The sequence below is a fragment of the Salinimicrobium sp. CAU 1759 genome, from assembly GCF_054482715.1.
Genome location: NZ_JBTLRK010000001.1, coordinates 1,548,540 through 1,570,178, shown reverse-complemented (window position 1 = coordinate 1,570,178; position 21,639 = coordinate 1,548,540). Strand labels below are relative to the sequence as shown.

The following is a 21,639-nucleotide window of genomic DNA, read 5'->3' as shown; positions in this document are numbered from 1 at the left end:
ATATATTTATTTTTTCAACCAGTTACTCGAGAATGTACAATCTCTGTATTCCCCATTCACTTTTACGTAAGTCTCACTGATCTTTTCCTTTTGCCATTTTTCAATAGCCTCCAGTTGCTTATCACGTAATGCAAGCTCCTTGATCTTGTTGTAATCTTGTACATAGTCTGCCTTGTGCTCGGGATACCTGTTTGTAACCGTGATGATCTTATAAAAAGGTCTCCCGGTATTATCCTGATCTGTAAGAATTCTTGTCACCTGACCTTTTTCTAGATTTACTACCTGTTCATAAAGTAAAGGATCTATCTTGGTAAGTTCAAATCTAGTATCTCCTGTTGTAGGATTAATAAGTTTACCGCCGTTCTCACGGGTCTCCTTCTCATCTGAAACTTCTTTTGCAGCTTCAGCAAAGGTGATCTCCTTATTATTGATCCTTTCGCGAACTCTTTCTATTTCGTTAAAAGCCTTCTGCTTGGTCTCTTCAGTAACATCAGGTATTAAAAGAATGTGACGCACATCTACCTGCTGACCACGAATTTTGTCAACAGTCAATATATGATATCCAAACTCGGTTTGAAAAGGTTTGCTTACTTCCCCTTCCTGTAGGGAAAATGCAGCATCTTTAAACTCCTTGACAAATGGGTCCTGCCGCGTAAGGGTAATCTTTCCTCCCGAAGATCTTGACCCGGGATCCTGAGAGTACAATACAGCTTTAGTAGCGAAACTGGCCCCGTTATCAAGAACATCTGCTCTCATTTCATTCAGCCGATTGATGATCTCATCTTTCTGCTCCTGTGGAATTTCAGGCTTTACAACGATCTGTGCGATCTCCACCTCATCTCCAAAAACGGGACGCTCATCTTCAGGAATGCTGGTAAAGAAAGCCCGCACTTCTTCAGGAGTGATCTCTACAGCATCAACGATCTTTCTTTGCATTTCAGAGGCAAGACGATTTTGTTTGTTGATCTCAAAAAGCTCAGCTCTAAAATCAGCTTCATTGTCCTTTTTATAGAATTCAAGCACTTTTTCCAAAGAGCCAACCTGCTGTGTCATATAAGCCAGTTGTTGATCAATACTTGCATTGATCTCGGCATCTGAAACTATGATACTGTCCTGTATTGCATGATGGGCATATAGCTTATTCTCCATCAAACGACCGGCAAGATTACAATTGGTAACATCTTTTATAGAAGCTCCCTGGCTTTGAAGCTCGAGATACATTTTATCAATGTCGCTCTCAAGCACAACAAAGTCGCCTATAACTGCAGCAACCCCGTCAACCTTGAAGCGTCCACTCTTATCCTGTATCTGTTCCTGGATCTCAGATTCAATACCAATAGCTGTACTATCGGTCACTATTACTTCCTGTGCCTGCAAAGACCCTCCTGCAATAAAGAGAAGCAGCAAGCTATTAATTATAGATCTCAAATTTGTCATTTTTAATTGCATCTTGTGTAATGTCTTTTTCTAATTTTTTTATAAGTTCCAGCTTTCTTTTGTTCAGCAGGATCTGTTTTATACTTGGCAAGGAATATTCCAACGGCGCCTGTTCACTGCGTAATCTAACATCCTCAACAGAGATCAAATATACTCCTAATGAATCTTCAAGCTGCATAAAACTCTTATTTTTTAAGAATTCGGGATTGTCCTGAGGGGTCAATGGTCTTATCTTATCATAAACCTGCTTGGTTTTCACCCAAACCGTATCATTTAGGGAATAGGAGTTGAAATGTATGGCCATATCAAGTAATGCTTGTTTATCCTCTTCATTGAACCTGCGGAAACGTGTTTTGATATTTTCAAAATCCTTATTGTCTTTAGTAATATTGATGTATCTCAATTTCACCAGATTCTCATTCAGAACAAAATTTTCTCCATTCTCTTCATAATAAGCCTCGGCTGCAGCACTGCTAATGGAAGTGTCAAGCTCGCGGGCTATGATCGCATCTGTATAAGCTTTTGCATAAAGCTCATTTTTATAGTTCTGTACCAGCCGGTCAAATTCTGCCTGTTGCTCTGTACTAAGATTAATCCGGGCCCTGTCTAATAAGAGCTTTTGAGTTGCCCATCGATTAATGAAATTATTAACCAGGAGGGTGCTGTCTTCAGGCGAAGTATTTGCAGAAACCAAATTGGAAATATCTTCTCTAAAGAGGTAAGCATCATTGACACGTGCGATCACTTCCTGCTCTTCGGGCTCATTTAGAAAGTTGCATCCAGTGGTAAGAAATCCCAGCAGCAGAGAAAAAAATAAAGCATTCTTAATTGTCAAAATAACCTGAAGTGTTATGAATTTCCAAAAATACGAATTCCAAACAGTATACCAACCTGCAGATAAAACGAAAGAAAATTATAAAAAGTACATTTTTGGCCCGGCTTTGGTTAGCTAGTAAAACCTGAAAACAATCTTATGCCTGAACTTAAAAATTTAAAACTCATCTGGGACTTTAAAGGGCCAGATGGCGAACACACCGCAGCTCATCACGCTATTCACTTACAGGAATATGCTGAAAAGCACAACTTATATCACAAAATCTCAAATTCAGAAAAGCTGACAGAAACGCACTTCATTGCTTTCTTAGTAGTTACTGAAGCAGAAATGCCCGCTGTAAGAGATGCACTTAAACCTCATCGTGGGCAGATCTATAATCTTCAAGAAGAAAAATAATTTCTTAAAATACTCATAAATACCACTGCAGCTTTATATTTGCGAAAACTATATTTAAATCATGAAAAAATACCTATTAGCTTTAAGTTTTGCCTTTTTAAGTATCTCTGCATTTGCGCAGTCTAAAATAGGAACCATTGATGCCGATTACATTTTGAGCCAGATGCCACAAATGACTGAAGTCAATGAAGGTCTTAAAACTTACAACACAGAACTACAGAAGGAACTTGAAAACAACGTCGCCAAATATGAGGCTCTTGTAAAAGATTATCAGGCTAATAGTACAAGCCTTGCTGAAGAAGAAAGAAAGACAAAAGAATCAGAAATTATTAGTCTTGAGAATGACATAAAGAGCTTCAGGCAAAAAGCCAGTGTGATGATGCAGCTTAGAAGAAATGAACTCACCAAACCTCTTTATGAAAAGATAAATGAAGCCATGCTTCAGGTGATTCAGGAAGAAAATTACACGCAGATCTTCCACTCAGGAGGTAATGATCTTGCCTTCTCTGCCCAGGAATACGATATTACCATGAAGGTGATTGACAAGCTTGGAATCCAGGTGAAGGAATAAGTTTAGTTATCAGTGGGCAGTGAAATTTTAAAAGTAAAAGGGTCTTAAAAATGTCATTTTTGAGACCCTTTTTTTATTCTTTTTCATCTAATTTTCCAGAGGTAAACCTACTGAAAAGATATCAGACGGAACGGATTTGGAAAACGTTCCAAATTAACTAACCACTGCCGACTTCTTACTAAATACTGCCAACTAAAAAAAGTCTTGGCTCTTCACAGAACCTACCTGCTGTAATTCGGGGATTCCTTGGTGATCGTCACATTGTGAGGATGACTTTCATTAATTCCTGAAGCCGTTATTTTGACAAATTTCGCCGTCTCCTTTAAAGTAGCAACGTCTTTGGCGCCGCAATATCCCATTCCTGCACGTAAACCGCCAACAAACTGGTGAATACTTTCATAAAGGTCACCTTTATACGGAACACGTCCCACAATTCCTTCGGGAACCAATTTCTTGATATCGTCTTCCACGTCCTGGAAGTAACGATCCTTAGAGCCTTGTTTCATAGCTTCCACAGAACCCATTCCGCGGTAGGATTTGAATTTTCTTCCTTCGTAGATAATAGTTTCTCCCGGAGATTCTTTGGTTCCCGCTAAAAGGCTTCCCAGCATCACACAATCTGCTCCCGCAGCAATGGCTTTAGGAATATCCCCGGTGTAACGAATCCCACCATCGGCAATTACCGGAACTCCGCTGCCTTTTATGGCTGCTGCAACTTCCAGCACTGCAGAGAACTGTGGAAAACCAACTCCTGCAACAACTCTCGTTGTACAAATAGAACCCGGTCCAATTCCCACTTTTACGGCATCGGCTCCTGCTTCAACCAAATACTTGGCAGCCTCGGCCGTAGCTATATTTCCTACCACCACTTCAAGGTCTGGAAATTTTTTCTTCACTTCTTTGAGCACGGTTACTACTCCTTTGGTATGTCCGTGAGCTGTGTCTATAACAATAGCATCCACTCCTGCTTTCACTAAAGCTTCTGCCCTGTCTACAGCATCTCCGGTCACTCCAACCGCAGCTGCAACACGAAGCCTTCCGTAGCTGTCTTTATTAGCAATTGGTTTTTGGGTAAGTTTTGTAATATCCCGAAAGGTGATCAATCCAACCAGCTTATCGTCATCATTGACCACAGGTAGCTTCTCGATCTTGTTCTGCTGGAGGATACCTTCGGCGTCTTCAAGGGAAGTACCTTCAGCAACAGTCACCAGATTTTCAGAAGTCATTACTTCAGAAATCGGTCGGTTGTTATCTTTTTCAAATCGCAGGTCCCGATTGGTAACGATCCCCAGCAACTTTCCTTCTTCATCTACAATAGGTATCCCTCCAATACTATGCTCCCGCATATTATCTTTTGCATCGCGTACCTTGGCAGTAATGGGAAGAGTAACAGGATCGATGATCATTCCGCTTTCGGCACGTTTCACTTTTCGCACCTTCAGCGCCTGTTCTTCTATGGTCATATTCTTGTGAAGCACCCCAATCCCTCCCTCCCGGGCAATGGCAATAGCCATACGGGATTCGGTTACAGTATCCATAGCTGCAGAAACGATAGGAACGTTCAGCGTGATGTTACGTGTAAATTTCGATTGAATACTGACTTCGCGAGGTAGGACTTCTGAAAAGGCAGGAACTAAAAGTACGTCATCGTAGGTAAGTCCTTCGCCCAGTATCCTGGAGGTGTGTGCGATCATAGCAATTAAGATTTAATTGCGTGCAAATATACGTTCTTTATACCACAAAAAGGAACTAGGGCTACTAATTATTTGCCTTTGTTGATTTTAGGAAAAAAATCCTAAAGCCGCCTAAGGAAAAAACTTACCACCTGAACTGCAATGTGGAATACCAGGTCAACGGTTGTGCCGGAATTATACCAGGACCGGGATATCCCGTCGCCCTTCTTGTAAAGTATGAATTGTCCAAAAGGTTGTTGATCCCACCTTCAAGCTTGAACCTACCAAGAGAATAAGAAAGAGAAAGATCCATAATTCCGTAAGCCGGCACAGCACCCTCTATTCCCCTCTGCGAGTCGCTTCTATCCTGGGGAGCATTGGTAGCATCTGTATATTGCTTCGAGAAAAAGGTATATTGAAGGCTTCCGAGGAAATTTTTATATCCAAAATTAAATCCTGTCTTCAAGTTTACAAGCGGAATGAACTCTACCTGATTCCCTTCCACATTATTTTGCTCCGAACTTATATACTCCGATTGGGTCAACGCAGCGTTTACAAAGACGCCGGCAATGATGTTGTCATTACCTCTCAAAAATGTGTTTTTTAGGTTCCAGTCTGCAAAGGTCTCGAGTCCGTAAATAAATGCATCTCCAATATTTCCGCGAAAGCGGACAATTCTTCCCGTTTCTTCCAGTTCCCCTGCAGCATTTTCCCGCTCTTCGGCCTTTAATACTTCCCCTATTCGATTGTTGTATCGAAGAGCAAACGCACTAATGTCAAAAGAAAGATATTGGTCAACTCTACCTCGAAGCCCAAGGTCGGCAGTAAATCCATCTTCATCGGTGATATTAGGATCCACCTGGAAAACGGGATTTATAACCCTTATGTCGTTAAAAGTGACAGAGCGATAATTCTGGGAAAAGTTGGCATAAAATTCTGCATCCTTGCTCAGCTCATAACTACTCCCCACCCCAAGCAGCACAAAACTTCGTTTAAAATTTCTGTTATCTGACAGTGTTTCGCTCTTCAATACATTTCCTGCCCTGTCTAAAAAGATGTTTTTATAGTCTCCTTCACTTTGAGTATTGATATATTCAAACCTGAAGCCAGGAGTTACCGAAAATTTACCCGTCAGGTTGAAAATATTCTCTCCAAAGAATGCCAGGTTCTGGTTAGGAAAAGTAAATTCTGACTGGCGGGTATAGTTGGGAAAGGTATCATCAGCAAAGGAAAAATCGGCGCCGGAAGCTGCTGTACCGGGCCCCTGCCGCTGTTCATTTTGGGCGGTGTAATATTTACTTCCCAATAAAATCACCGATTCTTCGCTAAACAAATTATACCGGGTAAGGAGCCTCGCCTCGGCTCCCCAATTATTAAAATTATCGGTTAGTAATTCCCGCGGGGCATCGAAATCATCTGCCTGGGAAACTCTGTTCTCCCTGTAACCAACAGCTTTTCGGGAAGCATCCAGTCCAAAAAGGTTTAAGGTAAAATCCGTTTTTTGAGAGAATTTTTGTTCCAGCTTTAGCGCAAAAAGGTTCCAGTTCACTCCAAACCAGTTCCTGCTGCGATTGCTAAAGGTTGGATCCTCATAGAATTGCTTATCTGTGAGGCCTCCCGGCTGCTGGGCTAAATAATCCAAATAGGTATATTCAAAGCTTAAGCGGGTGTTGTCGTTAAATTTATAGCCCAAATGTGCAAAGGCATTCTGGGATTCAAAACCTGAATTTGGGCGGAAGCCGTTGCCCTCTTTATAATTGAAAAAGGTGTAGTAACTAAATTTCCCGATGGTACCGCTAAGACTATTAAAACTTGTGAACAGATCGTAAGATCCTACCGACTGCCGGGAAATAAGCTCAATTTTCCTGACAGGATTAGGTTTCCTGAATTTGAAATTTATCAATCCTCCAAACTGAGTTCCGTACTGCAGGGAAGCTGCCCCACGAATCACCTGAATTTCACTCAGAGCTTCAGCAGGCGGGGTATAATAACTTTCGGGATATCCTAAAACATCTGCAGAAATATCATAGCCATTTTGCCGGGTATTGAAATTTTGGGTTCGGTTTGGATCAAGACCGCGACCACCAATATTGAGCTGAAGTCCTGCATCTCCATTGTCATAGATGTTAAGCCCCACCACCTGATTGTAGATTTGTCGCGCATTATTGGCTGCAAGATTTCCGGTGATCTCTTCCATTAGAACAACCTCGCTCTTTTTCCCGGCATATATGGCAGTCCCTTCAACTTTTCGAAGATTGCGTAGGGCAAAAATCTCCTTTCTTCTTTGTACTAAAACTACTTCAGAAAGACTTTCGGCCAAAGGGTCGAGCGCTACCCGCAGATCTCTGTTTTCAAAAAGCTCCACCTGCAGCTCTTTGACCTGAAAATCATAACTAAATATCGCCAGACTGTAAGTCCCTTCAGGTAAGGATTTTATTTCAAAAGACCCTTCCTCATTAGCCACTGTGAGTTGACCTGTGGTACGGTTATAAATCTCAGCGTCTTGAACAGGTTGGCCGGTTTCTGTGGAAACAACTGTTCCGCTTAGTGAAAATTGTGCAAAAGTGGCAAGATTAAATGCCAGAAGAAAAAATATAGAACTACAGACCTTTGATGCTGTCATTGAATGGTAAAATAAAGGTCTTTCGCTCAAAACTGTCTTCATGATCGAGCAAATTGACCCGGGGGTTTATAAAAGGGGCACTTCTCCTGCCATTTAGAGCTACATGACTGTCAACATATATCTCAATTTCTTCATAGCCTTTTTTACTGAAGTGATCTTCCAAAAAGTGGGCATACTGAAGTATAAAGTCAGGCTGAAAAGACATTTGTTTTTCCTGAAAAGGAGTTAAAAAATTTCCGTTGTTTACATAGAAGCTTTCTCCCGATTTTCCGTCAACCACTTTGAATTGGGCATAACCGGCTTTTTCCATAAGCATAACACGCCAGGAAAAACGAAATCCCTCTTCGGTCCAGAAAAGTTCTCCCGGGTATAACAGATAGCGCCACGGGAAAAGAAGCTGTACCACAAAAAAAAGTCCCAGAAAACCTACGAGAATATTCCTTTTTTGAGGAGAAAATGAAAGTTGTTTTGCATTGTCAAAACGGGACTTTCCAAGCTTCAAAATTCCGGCAATTTTTTCGAGTATTCTATGATGCAAACCTGCATCAAAAAATACTAGAGCACTAACGATCATGATGAATGGGAACATCCCAATTGGGAACAAAATTCGCGTGAGTACGTGGAATACAACCACCAGCAAAAAGGCAAAGCGGCGGGTGGGTCTGTAAAGGAGCAAAAAAGGAATAGCTAAGTCGTAGATCATTCCGGACCAGCTAAAAAAATAATGCACCCATTCCTGCTGCAAGAGATCTCCCAAAAAGGGAAGATCATAATTTGAAGGCAACCAGATTTTTAAAGGCATGGCTTTAAAAAGCCAGTCGGAGTTGAGCTTGGCAAGACCTGCATAAAAATAGACAATACCCATTAATAACTTAATGCTATCGATGCACCAGGAAGGCAGCCTTTGAATTGCCTTTTTAGGATCCTTATAAGCATCAACAGAAAAATATCTTCCGGCAGGCAGAAATATCAGAAGGAAACTTAGAATACTTATAAAATAATAATGGTTAAGATAAGTAGTCTTATCCATAAGCTCTATATAAGTAAAGCTCAAAAAAAAGACGATCATTGATAACCGGTACTTAAAACCCATAGCTATAGCCAGGGCTGCAAAAGCACAAATTGCAAAAAGTACATAGGTGAAATTTCCGAGAGGTTTTACCCACTCAAATCCATAATAGGAAAAGGAATATTCGGGTAAGATGTAAAGCTTTTCGATCCAGCCATTCAGCCAGAATCTAAGAATACTACCAAACATCATGATACCAAAAAAAATACGAAAAACCGCTAAAGGCGCGGCTTCCGTATTTTTATTTAAGTAGTTGGTAATTCCCATTACACCAAATTCAAAGCAATTATTTAGTCACCGTCTGTGTCGACATAGTCCACACTTATGTCGAGCGCCTGCAGCATATCTATCTTAAGCAACACAACAACTTTCTGCAGCTTATCAAAAGCTGCGAGCATTACCGAGTTGTCTGTCCTTACTTGTTCTGCAAGATCTGGATTAAGCGCATTTGCCTGTTGTTGAACATTGTTCAATTGCTCATTGATCATAGCAGCAATATTCTCTCCTTCACTTATGGAATTAAGATATTCCAGGTACTGCCGGTAACTTGGACCGGTTTGAGTGCTATTGAAATGCTGACCATTAAAGAAGTTCCTGAAGGATTCAAGCGCCTGAAGATAAAGCTGTTTGGAAAAATCTTCGGAATAGTATGCCTCGGCTGTTTCCGGAACGGGGTTGCCGGAAAAAGCTCCTGCAGGAATGCCTATTTTTCCTGAACGCAGATCCATTTCAAAATACATCACATAATCATTTGTGAATTTATCTACAGAGCCTGTACTGGAAGAACTGGTACTCGAAACGAAAATATCCCGGTAAGAATTTTTCCAGTCGGCCAGGACAGTATCTGTCAAGGCATCGATCCTGGCAGCTACACTGGTCAAATAATTCTTGTATCCTTCAGCGTTTTCATTTTCAGAAGTGTAGAACGAAACAATTTCTGAATCTGTCTCCCCGAGACCGTTAATGAGAAAATCAAGAGCAGGGAAACCCTGTTCATCGCGTGAAGCCGGCAAATCAAGATTAAAGCTATTAGCTTCGGCCTTGGCAATAACAGCAGTTGCGTCAACAGGATAAATGTTCAGAAAGTTATGATAATCCAAAGCCTCTGCCTCTCCAACCTCGAAAAGGGCAACTGTTTGATAGCTTAGATATGCCTCTTCAAAAGCAGACCTTAGTGCTACCAGGTTTACTTCGGAAGGATCTTCTGAAAAAGCTTCCGCAGCCTCGCTTAAAGATTGAGTATCACCTGAAAAATTCTCAAAAGAAGGTATGATAATATTATCAGCCCAATTTTCCAGCATCGCCCCTCTGTCAAAGTTGTCTGCGGTCTCAGATTTACCTGAATCGTCTGAATTACAGGAGACAATCAAAGTAGTTAAGAGTAAAAGTTTAATTTTTTTCAGCATATCATTATAATTAAAGAAAAGGGCAGATCAAGATCAACCCTTTTCCAATTTTATGTTTTCTATTCTGCAGCCTGGGCAACAGTAATACCAAATTCTGTTGCAATAGCTTCAGAAATGGCATCAAGAGTTTCAGGAGTTACGTCCCAAAGTCCGTTTCCTTCGGTTAACTGCTCAAGGTAACCGAGAACAACTTCAGGAGCAATATAAGGCTGCCCGGTCTCTGGATTGTGGGTAAACCTAAGACTGTAAAGGAAACCCAGCCCTTCAGATAGTCCGTGGAAAGCAGTACCCAGATCATTGTTGGCTATGGCAGATTTTCCGTTTTGCAGGTAATAGATAGTACGCACTGCACTCACCAGGGATAAATTCTTGCGAATAATTGCCACTTGTTCATCACGAAGTTCGTAATTTCCTGCTACGATTGCAGCACGTCCTGTTTTAAAAGCTTCAAAGGTTTCCGCAGCAATGCCGGCAAAATCAGGATCCTTTTCCACCTTTGCAAGATAATTGAAAAGCATTTTATCTTCATGCGAGGCAAGAGAGGCCAATGGAGATGCTGACGAGATAGATGGATGTCCTACCAGGTAACCATAAGCTTCGTCCCACTTGTGTTCCATAGTAGTATAACTTTTACCTTCTTCAGTAGTGCCTTCACTATTTTTTTCGGTATTATCTGCTTCGTCAAGAACAGCTTCTGAAAGATAATTGTTGAGGATCTGGTCTGTAACTAAAGCTCCTATTAAACTTTTGGCAAAGATTTGATTTACTTCAATTCCCTTTGCGTTTACATATCTGGTCTTATCTCCCTGTGCTATTTGTCCTGCAACACCTTCTTCGGCTAAAGTCTCCCAGTTAGGAAAAACATCTGTAACCTGCTCGCTAATCCAGCTCTCAAAAGTATTCTTTATGGCGTTGCTCTCTACAGTATTGGAACTAAAGTAAAGTTTTGAAGCAGCCACCTTACTTTTTATGTCTTTTGAACTTGAATTAAGATCTTCGGAAGAAAAAGGATTCTCTTCATTGGAGAACATGTTAGAAAGTTGTTCTTCTGTCATTGCCGGATTTAGGAGATCTCCAAACAATTCTCCAGCCATAAGGATCCTGGTGGTTTGCCCCCCAAAAGAGACAGTAGATTCTCCATTTCTTGTAAAGGCATAAGCTTCCGGAACTTCAATGGAAGTGACGGGATCGATAATGTCATCATCTGTTGAACACGAAGTGAAGGCAATCCCTCCTATTAGTGCAGCAAATAAGGCTTTTTTCATTTTGTAGTTTATTTAGACTTGTTTAAAATAACACCGCAAATGTATACCTCATTTGTTTTTCAGCAAAGCTTATTTAGATTAATTTTAAATAAAATTTATCAATGAAATTAACAAAAACCATTGTATTCACTAATGATATAAACTAAAGATCTTAGTTGCCTCATTATGAGATGATTCAAAACTCATCATTTTGACATTAGTATCGTCTTTCTTTGAAGTAAAGTAAGAAAGCAGTTTTTCTGTAGGCATATTACCGGTAAGTTCGTCCTTAGCCATAGGGCATCCACCAAAACCCTGGATGGCACCATCGAATCTTTTACAGCCAGATTTGTAAGCTGCATCCACTTTTTCAAACCATTTGGTAGGAGTGGTATGAAGATGAGCTCCAAACTCTATATCGGGATATTTCGGAATAAGATTTGAAAATAGATATTCTATAACTTCGGGGGTTGAGCTGCCAATGGTATCTGAAAGTGAAAGGATCTTAACTCCCATTCCCGAAAGTTTTTCGGTCCACTCCCCAACGATCTCCACGTCCCATGGATCTCCATAAGGGTTTCCAAACCCCATAGAGAGATATGCTACCACCTCTTTTCCCGAAGCGTCGGCAATATTCAGTATCTCCTGCAGCGTCTCTACAGATTCGGCGATGGTTTTATGGGTATTACGCATCTGGAAGTTTTCGGAAATCGAAAATGGGTAACCCAGATAGTTTATTTCAGGATGCTTTGAAGCGTCTTCAGCACCGCGGGTATTGGCAACAATTGCAAGAAGCTTACTACGGCTCCTGGAAAGGTCCAGCCGAGAGAGAACTTCTGCTGTATCGGCCATTTGCGGAATAGCTTTAGGAGAAACAAAGCTTCCGAAGTCTATGGTATCGAATCCGCAACGTAAAAGAGATTGTATGTACTGAACTTTTTTTTCTGTAGGAATAAAGGTTTTAATTCCCTGCATTGCGTCCCGCGGACATTCAATAATTTTAATGTTCCCCATAGGCCAAATATAAGGAAGTTAGAATTTAGAATTACGAAGATGAAAGTAGGAAATTGGAGAACGATTTTAGAAGTACCAAGTGGAAAACATTCAGCTTTATTACAAAGTCTTAGCAAATTTTCATGCCAGCAAGCTGGGAGCCGAACGGGCGACTACAGCAATCTCTCTTTCTAGTTTGCAGTACTTTTATTAAAAATTATGAAGAAGAAGTATATCTTATAAGACCGGAATTGCTTCGCTTCGCTCCGTGTCACGAGCAAAGAGGTTTAATAGGAGTATCATGATTTCATGGATTATTTCCTCCCCCTTCTCAATACTGACCTCTCTATACCAAAATAAAAATTCCAATCCCGATAAATACCGCCACTTGCACCCACTTAAATACTACTCCCGAATGTGGATGTTGGTTGAGGTAGGTGGAGATCTTTCCGGCCAGGATTGCGACCGCGGAGAAAATCAGAAAAGCCTGCAGCATGAAAAGGAAACCCAGGATATAGAACTGCATGACTGTATTTCCTTCCGGCTCCCAGAGGAATCCCGGGAAGAAAGCAAGAAAGAAGATGGCAACCTTAGGATTTAGAACGTTCATTAAAAATCCCCTTTTAAAGAGGTAAGCCAACTCTTTTTTATTTGCGCCCTTCGCTGCTCCAATAGTAATTTTTGCTTCACTGTGGTATAGCTGCCAGGCGAGATAAAACAAATATGCCGCCCCCAGGATCTTGATAAGAAAGAACAATGTCTCCGACTGTTTGATTATAGCAGAAATTCCAAATGCCACCAGGCTTGTGTGAATAATAATTCCAGACACTAAGCCAAGTGTAGTGACTATACCATACTTCTTCCCATTGGTCATTCCCTGCACCAGCACATAAATTATGTCGGGACCCGGGGAAAGGGTAAGGAGGATCGAAGCTGTGAAAAAGGGGATCAGCTCTGCGATCAACTGCTGCGCTTTAGAATTTCCTGATTAATCTTTTTCACCAGTTGCGGACCTTCATAAATAAATCCTGTATAAAGCTGTACCAGGCTTGCACCCGCTTCCAGCTTTTCAACGGCATCCTCAGGAGTCATAATTCCACCGACGCCAATGATAGGAAAGGCTTTGTCACTCTTTTCTGAAAGGAACCGGATCACCTCTGTAGCTCGTTTTGTAAGAGGTTTACCGCTGAGGCCTCCCGACTCGTCTTTATCTGGGGCACTCAAACCTTCTCTTGATATGGTAGTATTTGTCGCTATTACTCCGGCAATCCCTGTTTCTTTTACGATATCAATTATATCCAGCAACTGAGAATCAGTCAGGTCTGGAGCTATTTTTAGAAGAATAGGCTTCGGCTTCGGGCGCTTCAAATTTTCCTGCTGTAAAGTGTTCAACAGCTTTGTGAGCGGCTCTTTGTCCTGCAGCTCCCTAAGATTTGGAGTGTTGGGGGAACTTACATTCACCACAAAATAATCTACATGCTCAAAAAGGGCATTAAAGCAGATCATATAATCATTTACTGCGTTCTCATTTGGAGTGATTTTGTTCTTTCCGATATTTCCTCCAATCAAAACCCCATTATTCTTTTTGAGTCTTTCCACCGCTTCAACCACTCCTCCATTGTTAAAGCCCATCCTATTAATTATAGCTTTATCCTCCTTTAACCTGAAAAGTCTTTTCTTCTCATTTCCCGGCTGTGGTTTTGGCGTAAGGGTTCCTATTTCAATAAACCCGAAGCCGAAATTTGAAAGCTCCTTATACAACTTCGCATCCTTATCAAATCCTGCAGCAAGTCCCACGGGATTGGGAAATTTTATTCCGAATACTTCCCTTTCAAGACGCTTGTCCTCCACCACAAATTTCTGGCGCACCAAATTCTGACTTCCCGGTAGCAGAAATAATTTCCTAAGTGCCGAAAAGGTAAAATAATGGACTTTTTCAGGATCAATATTGAATAAAAGCGGCCGGATTATCTTTTGATACATGGAGGAGGTTTTCAGCAAAATTAACACAAAGCTGCACAAATATAGAGGAAAAGATAAAAGGTTTTGAACCTACTTCTTATATCATTATTTTTGATGAAACTTCAGCAAGAATGACCAATAAACAAGAGATCATTGACCGCTTTTTAAGCTATGTCAAAATAGATACACAGAGTGATGAGACCAGTAACTCCACGCCCAGCACTGAAAAACAGTGGGAGCTTGCAAATAAATTGAAAGAAGAGCTGCAGGCTATGGGGATGCAGGATGTGAGCATAGATGAAAATGCTTATGTCATGGCAACCCTTCCTTCTAATGTAGACCACGAGGTGCCGGTAATAGGCTTCGTTTCACATTTTGATACTACTCCTGATTTTTCGGGAACTAATGTGAATCCACAGATCATTGAAAATTACGATGGCAAAGACATTGTGCTAAATAAGGAGAAGAATATTATCCTTTCACCAGATTACTTCAGCGATCTGCTTCAATATGAGGGACAGACAATTATTACTACCGATGGCACCACTCTTTTGGGAGCTGACGATAAGGCCGGGATTACCGAGATCATGGAGGCGATGAAATACCTCCTGAACAATCCTCAGGTAAAGCATGGAGCTGTAAGAGTTTGCTTCACTCCCGATGAAGAAATTGGGCGGGGAGCTCATAAGTTCGACGTAGAGAAGTTCGGTGCAGAATGGGCTTACACTATGGATGGCAGCCAGGTAGGAGAACTGGAATTCGAGAATTTTAATGCAGCAGGAGCAGTAGTGAAAGTCAGCGGAAAAAGTGTTCATCCCGGCTATGCCAAGAACAAGATGATCAATAGCATGTACATTGCCATGGATTTCATCAACTCCCTGCCCCGCCTGGAAACACCGGAGCATACCGAAGATCGGCAAGGATTCTTTCACCTGAATGCCATAGAAGGTGATGTGGAGGAAACCACTTTGCACTATATTATTCGTGACCATGACCGGGAACATTTTGAAGCGAGGAAAAAGATGATGCAGGATCTTGCACAGGAAATCTGCAGCCAGCAGGAAAGGGATTGCGTAACTGTGGAGATCAAAGATCAGTATTTCAATATGCGGGAGAAAGTTGAGCCGGTGATGCACATTGTGGATATTGCCGAAGAGGCCATGAAGCAGGTCGATGTCACCCCAATAATAAAACCTATCCGCGGTGGTACAGATGGAGCGCAACTGAGCTTTATGGGTCTCCCCTGCCCCAACATCTTTGCCGGTGGACATAACTTCCATGGAAAGTATGAATATGTACCGGTAGAAAGTATGCAAAAGGCAATAGAAGTGATCGTGAAGATCACAGAACTGACGGCGGAAAAGGATTCAAGGTTCAAGTCCTAAAATTCAAAGTTGGGCTTGCGAGTTGCAGATTTCCGATCTGAGGAAGCCTGTCAGGGCTAAAAAACGCTGACAGGGGTTAGTCCAAATAACTATTCACCGAGCACTAATCGCTAACCAATGGCAGTACAATCAGCAGAAGAATACATAGCAGCGCATCCCGGCTGGGAAGAGGAATTGAGAATGCTGCGGGAGATGATCCTTAGCACAGATGTCGAGGAGACAATCAAGTGGGGTGCACCTGTTTATACCGTAGGTGGCAAAAATGTCGTTTCCATTGCTGCTTTTAAAAATCATTGCGCCATGTGGTTCTATAACGGAGTATTACTCAAAGAAAATACTGCTCTTCTTGAGAACGCACAGGAAAGTAAGACAAAGGCTTTGAGACAGATCAGATTTGAGAGGGGACAGGAAATTCCTGTAGAGCAACTCCGCCGCTATGTTGAGGAAGCAGTACAAAATCAAAAGGAAGGCAAAGAGATCAAACCGGAAAAAGCAAAGAAGACCGTTATCCCTCCTGAACTTGAAGCGGCATTTACCGAAGATCCTGCACTGGAAGTGGCATACAAAAATCTAACGCCGGGAAGACAGCGGGAGTATTGCAACTATATTTCTGAAGCTAAAAAAGAGGTTACAAAGCAAAGCAGACTTCAAAAGATAAACCCGATGATCAAAGCCGGCGGTGGACTGCACGATAAATACAAGAATTGCTGAAAATAAATATCTAAACCGCTGCGCCTGGTAAGCGGCCTTTTTGAAGACCCTGAAAAAATTCAGGGGGGACGGTTACTTATTAACGTCATGCTCAACCTTCCTGTCGGCAGGCAGGCTTGTTGCAGCATCTTTCTTATCTTCACAGGAAACCTACAAGGTCCTGCAAAAATCTATGCAGCTCAGTCCTAAACAGAAGCTCTGTAGGAGCGAAAAACAATACTTCAAAAATGCCATTTTTGGTCCTGAAGTAAAATCAGTTTGACGCAATTTTTGACCGTCATGCTCAACCTTCCTGTCGGCAGGCAGGCTTGTTTCAGCATCTTTTCATTCCTATAGAAAATATACAAGGTCAAAAAAAACTTTACTGGTTTGCTTCAAAATAGAAAGCCCCACGCATTCACGTGGGGCTCTCTTTTATTTTTCCCGAAGGAATTTACTTTGTTTCCTTTACCGGTTCATTCAACTTCCGGCTCATCTCCATCGAAATGGAAGACCTGTCAAAAGTGATCTTTCCGGCTCCGGTTTCTATAATTACTGCATTTAGTTTGTCACTAAAGTCAATTATTTTACCGTGCATTCCGCTTTTGGTCACAACTCTGTCTCCTCTTTTAAGTTCAGAAGCAAATTGTTTTTCTTGCTTGGCACGTTTCATTTGGGGGCGTATCATAAAAAAATACACCACGATGAACATTAAAATAATTGGGGCAAACTGGGCTAATTGGTCCATAAGTAGTTCTGTTGCTTTTGCTTCTTAATTATGACTGAGCCTCCTTAGGCTCTACAAAAGCTTTGATTTTAATTTGTTCTTTACCGGTTTCGGTGTTAGCTGTAATAGTTACTGTCTTAGTGACCTGGTTTTGACCGCTACCGTTGAACTTAACTACCATTTCTCCTGATTCCCCCGGAGCAATTGGCTCTTTTGTCCATGTTGGCACTGTACAACCACAAGTACTGGTAGCGTTAGTGATTACAAGTGGTGCTTTACCGGTGTTTGTAAATGTAAAAGTGTGCTCTACATTAGTTCCCTGTGCAATAGTCCCAAAGTCATGCTCAGTTTCTTCAAAGGTAAGCTGAGGATATACTACATTTTGTGAATCACGTAGTGCAGCTTCTTCTACGTTTTCTGCCTGTACCTTGTCGGCTGCGTTCTCTTTACAAGAAGTAAAATTGAAAGCAGCAATTAGTGCCAGTAATAAAATTCCTTTTTTCATGATATACAATTTATGGTTAAAGTGGATAAAATTAAGAAAAATTGCAGGACTACATAAGACCCCTGCCCATTTTGTTCAGTTTGCCGTTATCCCTGTACTCTTTTGAGAGCTTATCAAGGATACCGTTGATAAAAATACTACTTTTAGGAGTACTGTATTCCTTGGCAATTTCTAAATATTCGTTAATAGTCACCTTTACGGGAATTGATGGAAACTTCAGGAATTCACAGATCGCCATTTTGATAAGGATCGTATCCAGGTCGGCAATCCTTTCTTTATCCCAGTTTGGAGTTTTACCTACCATCTCATTTGCAAGGCTCTCATCGTTAAGCAAAGTTTTTCTGAAAAGCTCAATAGCATACTCCTTATCGTCTGAACTTTTGAAAAGTTTGGTCAGAGCCTGCTCCTTCCCTGCAGAAGCTTTCTGCAACATCTTAACTATTGCAGTGTTCACAAGCGGAAGATCATCTATCCAGGTGATCTTTTTGTCTTCAAGGTAGTCGTAAAGCTTCTCATTTGGAGCGATGATCTCTTTAAAGACGGCAATGATGAACTCCTTATCCTCCTTAAAGCTGGACTCCCGGGTGGCCATATAATTGTCGTACAATTCGCTCTTCCTGATCTCTGCCCAAAGAATTTCTACGTATTCATCATCATTCTTCCAGTTGTTGAGCTTTCGGGTGTCAAGGGCAACATTTAGAGCGTTGTTCTTTTCCAGCAGGGAGATCAATTCGTTATTGACGAACTTCCTGTTTGGATCTACATCTTCTTCAGAAGGTAAATGCTTTTGCTGGCCTTTCTCCAGATAATCTTCGGCATGATCCTTAATTTCCACAAATAAATTCAGAAGTAGAAGATACAGGTCATACATCTCGTCCATACTCTTAAGCAGGAACTTTTCTTCCGACTTCAAATTGTCATTTTCACTCTGAGAGTAGGCGTACAATGACTGCATTACTTTAACCCTGATATGTCTTCTGGTCAACATAGCTGTAAAAGAACTTTAAAAAATTAGGGCGAAAGGTGTTTTCCTTTCGCCCGGCAAAAATACTATTTAATTAAAAACCCGCTGGGGTTATTTGCTATTTTTTCTATCGGCTATTCGTTGCTGGGCAACTTTTAAAGCAGCTTCATGCGTCGTAATGCTGCTTGCTTCTGCCGTAGTCAGGATCTCCAGAGTAGTGTTAAAAATATTCTGGGTCTTTTCCATGATCTCCTTTCGGCCATAGCCTTCCAGTTCAGCATATACATTGATGATCCCTCCTGCGTTGATCAGGAAATCGGGCGCATAGACGATGCCTTTTTCTCTTAGAATTGCTCCATGTCTTCTTTCATCTGCCAGCTGGTTGTTAGCAGCTCCTGCAATGATTTCAGCTTTGAGACGCTCCACGGTCTGGTCATTAATTGTAGCTCCAAGCGCACAGGGTGCATAGATGTCTACATTTGATGAATAAACATCTGCTCCCGTAAATATTTCGGCGTTATAAAGGCTGCTTACCTGCTGCAGGCGCTCTTCATTGATATCGCTGATAAGTATTTTAGCACCTTCCTTTGCAAGATAAGCGACCAGGGCTTCCCCAACATGACCAATTCCTTCCACAAGCACAGATCTTCCCTGTAGATCATCTGATCCATAACGGAATTTTGCCGCAGCTTTCATCCCCATATAAACACCATAAGCTGTAACAGGAGAAGGGTTTCCTGCACCACCTTTATCTTCAGAAATCCCTGTTACATATGGCGTCACCTCGCGTACAGTGTCCATATCGGCAGTTTCCATTCCCACATCTTCCGCTGTGATATATTTTCCGCTAAGCGAGTGGACAAATTCTCCAAACCTGCACATAAGTTCAGGTGTCTTTTGAGTTTTGGCATCTCCAATGATCACCGCTTTACCCCCTCCAAGATTTAATCCTGTTACGGCACTTTTGAAGGTCATTCCGCGGGAAAGGCGCAACACATCATTCACCGCATCCCATTCACTAGTGTAGTTCCACATGCGGGTTCCCCCCAAAGCAGGACCTAAAACTGTGTTGTGAATTCCAATAATTGCCTTTAATCCTGTATCTTTGTCGTTGCAAAAAACCACTTGTTCATGGTCATCAAAAGAAAGCTGCCCAAAGACCGGAGCGGCTTTTTTAAGTTCATTTGCCTTTAGAACATCCACTGTCATTAGTTTAAAAATTTATATGAATTTCGTAATTCGGAATTTTATAGCGCAAAAATAATCAATATTTCAATTTACAGTCACTGTTGAGAAACAAAGTTACGAAATTGGAAATGGAGCAGCTGCAGCCGTATGAGAGAACTTAAGCATCTAAACAAATATTTCTTAAAGTATAAGTGGCATCTTATTGGAGGTATTTTCATTACTATAGTAGCAAGGGTCTTTGCTATTCTCACTCCAAGATTTATCGGGGAATCTACCACTGCAATAGAGGAGTACGTGAATGATGAGATCACTTCTGAAGCCGTGCTGCGGGAGGAGCTCATGAATAATATTCTGCTCATCCTGGGTGCCACGATCATGGCGGCACTTTTCACATTTTTGATGAGGCAGGCGATCATTGTGGTCTCGAGACATATCGAATACGATCTTAAAAATGAGGTCTACAGGAAGTACCAGGACCTAAGCCTTAACTTCTATAAAAAGAACCGCACCGGGGATCTTATGAACCGCATAAGCGAAGATGTCTCAAAAGTGCGAATGTATGCAGGGCCTGCTTTTATGTACAGCATTCAAACCGGGGTTCTGTTCATAGTTGTAATTCCTTATATGTTTCTGCAGGCCCCAGAGCTAACCCTATATGTATTAACTCCATTACCAATCCTGTCGTTTGCTATTTACAAGTTAAGTGTGGCGATTAACAAACGCAGTACCATTGTACAGCAATATCTTTCCAGGCTTAACACTTTTACTCAGGAAAGCTTTAGCGGGATCTCTGTCATCAAATCCTATGGTCTTGAACCCCAGACCAATTCCTCATTTGTAACGCTTTCCAATGAAAGCAAAGACAAGAACATTGACCTGGTGAAGGTACAGGCCTTCTTTTTTCCGCTTATGATCCTGTTAATAGGCGCAAGTAATATCCTGGTGATCTATATTGGAGGAAAAAAATTTATAAATGGAGAAATAGAAGAGCTTGGAGTAATCGTTGAGTTCCTCCTCTATGTGAACATGCTCACGTGGCCTGTTGCTACTGTTGGTTGGGTTACATCGATCGTACAGCAAGCCGAAGCTTCCCAGAAAAGGATCAACGAATTTCTTAAGGAAGTTCCACAGATCCAAAATCCATCGACCGAACCCGAAGATGTGCAGGGTTCCATTGCATTTAACAATGTGACCTTCACCTACGAAGACACGAATATAACAGCACTTAAAAATGTCACTTTTGAAGTGGAAAGCGGGGAGACCCTTGCGATCATAGGAAAGACCGGATCGGGAAAATCGACGATCCTGGAATTGATAGGTCGTCTTTATGACGTAGAACAGGGAAAGATCACCATTGATGGTAAGAATATACAGAAAATGAATTTGAAAGAGCTGAGGGAAAGTACAGGTTACGTGCCACAGGATGCGTTCCTTTTCAGTGATTCCATCAGGAACAATATCAAATTCGGGAAAGCCGATGCCACCGAGGAGGAGATTATAGAAGCGGCTAAGAACGCTGCAGTCCATAAGAATATTATAGGCTTCAGCAAAGGTTATGATACTGTGTTGGGAGAAAGAGGGATCACCTTATCTGGCGGACAAAAACAGCGGGTCTCTATAGCCCGGGCTATTGTTCATGATCCAAAGATCCTGCTTTTTGACGATTCACTTTCCGCAGTAGATACCGAAACTGAGGAGGAAATATTGAATAACCTCTTCAGGATCAGCAAAAACAAGACGACTATTATCGTTTCCCACAGGATCTCATCTGTCAAAAATGCCGACAAGATCATCATCCTGGAGGATGGGGAGATCGTTCAACGTGGATCACATCAGCAACTGCTTGACGCAGAAGGTTATTACAGGGAGCTTTACCTGAAACAGCTGAGTGAAAAAGAAATGTAAAAATATGTTGCGAAATGTTAATTTTTTTTAGATTTTTGAACCTAAGATTTACAAACCGTAAAAGAC

The 21,639-nt window shown here is 41.5% G+C and carries 19 protein-coding genes; 5 read left to right on the top strand and 14 right to left on the bottom strand.

The genetic code is table 11. The features are described 5' to 3' along the window. Positions 1–6: 6 nt before the first annotated feature. Both ACXYMT_RS06985 and ACXYMT_RS06980 read right to left on the bottom strand, forming a co-directional pair. Entirely contained in the window at positions 7–1,437 is a 1,431-nt protein-coding gene (locus tag ACXYMT_RS06985) for a peptidylprolyl isomerase (protein ID WP_459058367.1), read from the bottom strand. After that, positions 1,412–2,272, bottom strand: coding sequence for a peptidyl-prolyl cis-trans isomerase (locus ACXYMT_RS06980; protein WP_459058365.1), 861 nt, complete (start codon positions 2,270–2,272; stop codon positions 1,412–1,414). Before ACXYMT_RS06980 ends, ACXYMT_RS06985 begins: the two co-directional genes overlap by 26 nt. 138 nt (positions 2,273–2,410) lie before the next feature. On the opposite strand from ACXYMT_RS06980, the gene ACXYMT_RS06975 reads away from it, so the two are divergent. Both ACXYMT_RS06975 and ACXYMT_RS06970 read left to right on the top strand, forming a co-directional pair. Next, entirely contained in the window at positions 2,411–2,668 is a 258-nt protein-coding gene (locus tag ACXYMT_RS06975; protein ID WP_459058364.1) for a hypothetical protein, read from the top strand. Between the two features lie 61 nt (positions 2,669–2,729). Then, positions 2,730–3,239: an OmpH/Skp family outer membrane protein gene (locus ACXYMT_RS06970; RefSeq protein WP_459058363.1), complete on the top strand. Its 510-nt coding sequence runs from the start codon at positions 2,730–2,732 to the stop codon at positions 3,237–3,239. A gap of 221 nt (positions 3,240–3,460) precedes the next feature. Here the strand turns inward: ACXYMT_RS06970 and guaB are convergent, their stop codons facing one another. The 8 genes from guaB to ACXYMT_RS06930 all read right to left on the bottom strand — a co-directional run bounded on the left by guaB (position 3,461) and on the right by ACXYMT_RS06930 (position 14,230). After that, the gene (gene guaB, locus ACXYMT_RS06965) at positions 3,461–4,933 is read right to left on the bottom strand and encodes an IMP dehydrogenase (RefSeq protein WP_459058362.1); all 1,473 of its coding nucleotides are present in this window, start codon (positions 4,931–4,933) and stop codon (positions 3,461–3,463) included. A 124-nt stretch (positions 4,934–5,057) separates the two neighbouring features. Continuing rightward, entirely contained in the window at positions 5,058–7,535 is a 2,478-nt protein-coding gene (locus ACXYMT_RS06960; RefSeq protein ID WP_459059155.1) for a TonB-dependent receptor domain-containing protein, read from the bottom strand. Beyond that, entirely contained in the window at positions 7,513–8,871 is a 1,359-nt protein-coding gene (locus ACXYMT_RS06955; RefSeq protein WP_459058361.1) for an HTTM domain-containing protein, read from the bottom strand. The genes ACXYMT_RS06960 and ACXYMT_RS06955 overlap by 23 nt, the downstream gene beginning before the upstream one ends. Positions 8,872–8,894: 23 nt before the next feature. Then, positions 8,895–10,010: an imelysin family protein gene (locus tag ACXYMT_RS06950; protein ID WP_459058360.1), complete on the bottom strand. Its 1,116-nt coding sequence runs from the start codon at positions 10,008–10,010 to the stop codon at positions 8,895–8,897. Positions 10,011–10,069: 59 nt separating this feature from the next. Then, positions 10,070–11,275, bottom strand: coding sequence for a DUF4856 domain-containing protein (locus ACXYMT_RS06945; RefSeq protein ID WP_459058359.1), 1,206 nt, complete (start codon positions 11,273–11,275; stop codon positions 10,070–10,072). 129 nt (positions 11,276–11,404) lie between these two features. Next, positions 11,405–12,268: a hydroxymethylglutaryl-CoA lyase gene (locus ACXYMT_RS06940; protein ID WP_459058358.1), complete on the bottom strand. Its 864-nt coding sequence runs from the start codon at positions 12,266–12,268 to the stop codon at positions 11,405–11,407. A gap of 325 nt (positions 12,269–12,593) precedes the next feature. After that, positions 12,594–13,211, bottom strand: a complete 618-nt coding sequence (locus tag ACXYMT_RS06935; RefSeq protein WP_459058357.1) for a LysE family translocator — start codon at positions 13,209–13,211, stop codon at positions 12,594–12,596. Beyond that, the gene (locus ACXYMT_RS06930) at positions 13,208–14,230 is read right to left on the bottom strand and encodes a quinone-dependent dihydroorotate dehydrogenase (RefSeq protein ID WP_459058356.1); all 1,023 of its coding nucleotides are present in this window, start codon (positions 14,228–14,230) and stop codon (positions 13,208–13,210) included. Before ACXYMT_RS06930 ends, ACXYMT_RS06935 begins: the two co-directional genes overlap by 4 nt. Before the next feature lie 110 nt (positions 14,231–14,340). Here ACXYMT_RS06930 and pepT point away from each other — a divergent pair, with 110 nt between their 5' ends. Together pepT and ACXYMT_RS06920 are read left to right on the top strand one after the other, a co-directional pair. Next, the gene (pepT, locus tag ACXYMT_RS06925; protein WP_459058355.1) at positions 14,341–15,594 is read left to right on the top strand and encodes a peptidase T; all 1,254 of its coding nucleotides are present in this window, start codon (positions 14,341–14,343) and stop codon (positions 15,592–15,594) included. Between the two features lie 117 nt (positions 15,595–15,711). After that, on the top strand, positions 15,712–16,305 hold the full coding sequence (locus ACXYMT_RS06920) for a YdeI/OmpD-associated family protein (protein ID WP_459058354.1): 594 nt from the start codon (positions 15,712–15,714) through the stop codon (positions 16,303–16,305). 433 nt (positions 16,306–16,738) lie between these two features. Here the strand turns inward: ACXYMT_RS06920 and yajC are convergent, their stop codons facing one another. From yajC to ACXYMT_RS06900, 4 genes are all read right to left on the bottom strand, one after another. Then, positions 16,739–17,032, bottom strand: coding sequence for a preprotein translocase subunit YajC (gene yajC, locus ACXYMT_RS06915; protein ID WP_459058353.1), 294 nt, complete (start codon positions 17,030–17,032; stop codon positions 16,739–16,741). 28 nt (positions 17,033–17,060) lie between these two features. Next, positions 17,061–17,516 carry a DUF1573 domain-containing protein gene (locus ACXYMT_RS06910; RefSeq protein WP_459058352.1) on the bottom strand — a complete coding sequence of 152 codons (456 nt, stop codon included), beginning with the start codon at positions 17,514–17,516 and terminating at the stop codon, positions 17,061–17,063. Between the two features lie 49 nt (positions 17,517–17,565). Beyond that, positions 17,566–18,504 (bottom strand): transcription antitermination protein NusB, encoded by a 939-nt coding sequence (locus ACXYMT_RS06905; RefSeq protein WP_459058351.1) that lies wholly within the window; start codon positions 18,502–18,504, stop codon positions 17,566–17,568. Between the two features lie 87 nt (positions 18,505–18,591). After that, positions 18,592–19,689: a Glu/Leu/Phe/Val family dehydrogenase gene (locus ACXYMT_RS06900; protein WP_459058350.1), complete on the bottom strand. Its 1,098-nt coding sequence runs from the start codon at positions 19,687–19,689 to the stop codon at positions 18,592–18,594. Between the two features lie 126 nt (positions 19,690–19,815). On the opposite strand from ACXYMT_RS06900, the gene ACXYMT_RS06895 reads away from it, so the two are divergent. Continuing rightward, positions 19,816–21,573, top strand: a complete 1,758-nt coding sequence (locus ACXYMT_RS06895; RefSeq protein ID WP_459058349.1) for an ABC transporter ATP-binding protein — start codon at positions 19,816–19,818, stop codon at positions 21,571–21,573. Positions 21,574–21,639 lie beyond the last annotated feature (66 nt).

Excerpts from the sequence above, each read along its gene's own strand:
- yajC (WP_459058353.1), bottom strand. The coding sequence starts at position 17,032 with ATGGACCAATTAGCCCAGTTTGCCCCAATTATTTTAATGTTCATCGTG.
- ACXYMT_RS06950 (WP_459058360.1), bottom strand. The coding sequence starts at position 10,010 with ATGCTGAAAAAAATTAAACTTTTACTCTTAACTACTTTGATTGTCTCC.
- ACXYMT_RS06900 (WP_459058350.1), bottom strand. The coding sequence starts at position 19,689 with ATGACAGTGGATGTTCTAAAGGCAAATGAACTTAAAAAAGCCGCTCCG.
- ACXYMT_RS06945 (WP_459058359.1), bottom strand. The coding sequence starts at position 11,275 with ATGAAAAAAGCCTTATTTGCTGCACTAATAGGAGGGATTGCCTTCACT.
- ACXYMT_RS06910 (WP_459058352.1), bottom strand. The coding sequence starts at position 17,516 with ATGAAAAAAGGAATTTTATTACTGGCACTAATTGCTGCTTTCAATTTT.
- pepT (WP_459058355.1), top strand. The coding sequence starts at position 14,341 with ATGACCAATAAACAAGAGATCATTGACCGCTTTTTAAGCTATGTCAAA.
- ACXYMT_RS06985 (WP_459058367.1), bottom strand. The coding sequence starts at position 1,437 with ATGACAAATTTGAGATCTATAATTAATAGCTTGCTGCTTCTCTTTATT.
- ACXYMT_RS06920 (WP_459058354.1), top strand. The coding sequence starts at position 15,712 with ATGGCAGTACAATCAGCAGAAGAATACATAGCAGCGCATCCCGGCTGG.
- ACXYMT_RS06940 (WP_459058358.1), bottom strand. The coding sequence starts at position 12,268 with ATGGGGAACATTAAAATTATTGAATGTCCGCGGGACGCAATGCAGGGA.
- ACXYMT_RS06975 (WP_459058364.1), top strand. The coding sequence starts at position 2,411 with ATGCCTGAACTTAAAAATTTAAAACTCATCTGGGACTTTAAAGGGCCA.
- ACXYMT_RS06970 (WP_459058363.1), top strand. The coding sequence starts at position 2,730 with ATGAAAAAATACCTATTAGCTTTAAGTTTTGCCTTTTTAAGTATCTCT.
- guaB (WP_459058362.1), bottom strand. The coding sequence starts at position 4,933 with ATGATCGCACACACCTCCAGGATACTGGGCGAAGGACTTACCTACGAT.
- ACXYMT_RS06955 (WP_459058361.1), bottom strand. The coding sequence starts at position 8,871 with ATGGGAATTACCAACTACTTAAATAAAAATACGGAAGCCGCGCCTTTA.
- ACXYMT_RS06930 (WP_459058356.1), bottom strand. The coding sequence starts at position 14,230 with ATGTATCAAAAGATAATCCGGCCGCTTTTATTCAATATTGATCCTGAA.
- ACXYMT_RS06895 (WP_459058349.1), top strand. The coding sequence starts at position 19,816 with ATGAGAGAACTTAAGCATCTAAACAAATATTTCTTAAAGTATAAGTGG.
- ACXYMT_RS06905 (WP_459058351.1), bottom strand. The coding sequence starts at position 18,504 with ATGTTGACCAGAAGACATATCAGGGTTAAAGTAATGCAGTCATTGTAC.
- ACXYMT_RS06960 (WP_459059155.1), bottom strand. The coding sequence starts at position 7,535 with ATGACAGCATCAAAGGTCTGTAGTTCTATATTTTTTCTTCTGGCATTT.